Source organism: Kitasatospora sp. NPDC002543, assembly GCF_053594915.1.
In genome coordinates this window covers 1-3254 of sequence record NZ_JBSFWR010000214.1, presented here as the reverse complement: position 1 = coordinate 3254, position 3254 = coordinate 1, and the positions used below count along the sequence as shown (strand labels likewise).

1 protein-coding gene is annotated in these 3254 nt (G+C 77.0%); it reads right to left on the bottom strand.

Features of this window, described 5'->3' with window-relative positions:
• The coding region (locus ACWD4P_RS38010) for an SDR family NAD(P)-dependent oxidoreductase (protein WP_449782791.1) at positions 1-3236 on the bottom strand (3236 nt) is incomplete at its 3' end.
• Between the last annotated feature and the right edge of the window lie 18 nt (positions 3237-3254).

Sequence of the window (3254 nt, the reverse complement as noted above, 5' to 3'; positions counted from 1 at the left end):
GGGGTGGTGATGTCGCCGGGGTAGCGGCAGGCCATGCCGATGATCGCGATCGGGTCGTCATCGACGGCCCCGACCACACCCACCGACACCGCGCCGGGCTCCGCCGGACGGGCTCCGGTGACCTGGGTGCGCAGGTGGGTGGCGACGGCGGCGGCGCTGGGGTGGTCGAAGACGAGCGTCGCGGGGAGCCGCAGTCCGGTCGCGGTGGCGAGGCCGTTGCGGAACTCGACGGCGGTCAGCGAGTCGAATCCCAATTCCTGGAAGGAGCGCCCGGGTTCGACGGCGGCGGTGGAGCGGTGGCCGAGCACCCCGGCGACCTGGGTGCGGACGAGTTCGAGCAGCGTCCGGTCCAGTTCCTCGGCCGGGAGGGCTGCCCAGCGGGCGGCCTCGGACGCACCCTCCGGGCGCGCGGACCCGGCGGCCCGGGGCCGGGCGGGGACGAGTTCGCGCAGCAGCGCGGGCAGGGCGTCGCCCTGGGCGCGCAGAGCGGCGGTGTCGATCGGGGCGGTGACGAGCGCGGGCCGGTCGTCCTGGCGCAGGGCGGCGTCCAGCAGGGCAAGCCCCTCCTGGGCGGAGACGTACGGGAACCCGTGCCGGCGCATCCGCTCGCGGTCCGCCTCGTCGAGGCCGGCGGCCATGCCGGTGGCCCAGGGGCCCCAGACGAGCGACTGGGCGGCCAGGCCGTGGGCGCGGCGGTGGGTGGCGAGGGCGTCCAGGAAGGCGTTGCCGGCGGCGTAGTTGGCCTGGCCGGCGGCGCCGAGGGTGCCCGCGATCGAGGAGAACAGGACGAAGCGGGAGAGCCCGCGGTCGGCGGTCAGCTCGTGCAGGTGCCAGGCGGCGTCCACCTTGGCGGAGAGCACGGTGGACAGCCGCTCGGGGGTCAGCGAGTCGATGACGGCGTCGTCCAGGACCCCGGCGGCGTGCACCACGGAGGTGGGGGCGGCGCGGTCGAGCAGGGCGGCGAGGGCGGCCCGGTCGGCGACGTCGCAGGCCGCGAGCTCCACCTCGGCGCCCAGCGCGGTGAGTTCGGCGGCGAGCCCGGTGGCGCCGGGCGTGTCCGGGCCCCGGCGGCTGGTGAGCAGCAGGCGGCGCACACCGTGCTCGGCGACCAGGTGGCGGGCGACCAGGGCGCCGAGCCCGCCCGTGCCGCCGGTGATCAGCACGGCGCCGTCGCCCCAGGTCCCGATGGACCCGGTCCCGGCGTCCGCCGCTGCCTCGGCGGGGAGCCGTTGCAGGCGCGGCGCGTGCAGGGCTCCCTCGTGGACCCGGATCTCCGGTTCGCCGGTGGCCAGGGCGCGGCGCAGCAGGGCCGGCGTCGGGGCGTCGGCCGTCGCGTCCAGGTCGAGGAGGAGGAAGCGGTCCGGGTGCTCGGCCTGGGCCGCGCGGACCAGGCCGCGGACGGCCGCGGCGGCCAGGTCCTCGGCGCGAGTGACGACGACCAGCCGGGTCCGGGGCGCGGGCTCGTCGGCGAGCCGTTCCTGGAGGGTGCGCAGCGCCCAGTGGGCGGCGGCGTGGGTGCCCGCGACCGGGTCCGGTCCGCACGGCGGCGCGACCGCGACCGCGACGGTGGCGTGCCGGCTCTCGGGGTCCGGGGCGTCGGTGTCCGCCCCATCCGCAGTGGCATCGGCATCGGCGGCGGAGAGTGGGACGGTGACGAGCCGGTGGAGCGGGCCGGCGGTGGCGGCGGGGGCGAGCCGCGCGGTGTCCACCGGGCGGGAGACCAGGGCGTCGACGGTCAGCACGGCGGCGCCGGTGCCGTCGGCGACGGTCACCGTGACGGTGTCCGGGCCGGACGGGGCGAACCGGACCCGGGCGGTCGTCGTGCCGGTCGCGTGGAGGGCGACCCCGGACCAGGTGAACGGCAGTACGGTGCGGTCGCCGTCATCGGCCAGCAGCCCGGCGTGCAGGGCGGCGTCGAGCAGGGCGGGGTGGACGCCGAAGCGGGCGGCGTCGGCGTGCGCGGACTCGGGGAGCGTGACCTCGGCGAAGGTCTCCGCACCGCTCTTCCAGGCGGAGCGCAGACCGCGGAACACCGGCCCGTAGTCGTACCCGCGCGAGGCCAGCAGCTCGTACGCGCCGTCGAGCGGGACCGGGACGGCGCCGGCCGGGGGCCAGACGGTGAGCCCGGTCGGCGCGGTGCCGCCGACCGGGGCCGCGGCCAGGATGCCCTCGGCGTTGAGGGTCCAGGGGGCCTCGGCGTCGTCGGGTCGCGCGCCCCCGGTCCGTTCGGGACGCGAGTGGATCGTGACCGTGCGGTCGCCGTTCCCGGCGGCCGGGCCCACAGCCACCTGGACCTGGACGCCGCCGTGTTCGGGCAGGGCGAGCGGCGTCTGGAGGGACAGTTCGGCGAGCGTGTGGCAGCCCACCTGGCGGCCGGCGCGCAGCGCCAGCTCCAGCAGGCCGGTGCCGGGGAGGAGGACGGTCGACCCGATGCGGTGGTGGGCGAGCCAGGGCTGGGTGTCGACGCAGAGGCGGCCGGTCAGCACGGCGCCGTCGGAGCCGGGCGCGGTGAACACGGCGCCCAGCAGCGGGTGGTCGGCCGCGGGCAGGCCGGAGGGCGCGGCACCGCCCGACGGGGTGGCGTTCTCCCAGAAGCGTTCGTGCTGGAAGGGGTAGGTGGGCAGGTCGGTGCGGTGGGCGTCGCTGCCGGTGAAGGCGGTGGCCCAGTCGATGGTCACACCGGTGGTGTGGAGGGTGCCGAGGGCGGTGAGGAGGGTTCGGGCCTCGTCGCGGTCGCGGCGCTGGGTGGGGATGGCGGTGACGGCGCCGGTGTCGAGGTCGTCGAGGGTCTGCTGGGCCATGGCGGTGAGGACGGCGTCGGGGCCGATCTCCAGCAGGGTGGTGACGCCGTGGTCGGTCAGGGTGCGGACGGCGTCGGTGAAGCGGACGGCGGCGCGGACCTGGCGGATCCAGTGGACGGGGTTGGTGAGTTCGGTGGTGGCGAGGGCGCCGGTGACCGTCGAGACGAGCGGGATGGTGGGCTCGTTGTAGGCCAACTGGGCTGCCACGGTGGCGTACTCGCGGAGCATGGGCTCCATGAGGGCGCTGTGGAAGGCGTGCGAGACGCGGAGCCTGGAGGTGCGGCGGCCCTGGGTGGCGAAGCGCTCGGCGAGTGCCTCCACGGCGGTGGTCTCGCCCGAAATCACTATGGAACGCGGCCCGTTGAGGGCGGCGATGTCGACGCCGTCGGTCAGGTGCGGGGTGACCTCGTCCTCGGTGGCCTCGATGGCGGTCATGGCGCCGCCGCCCGGCAG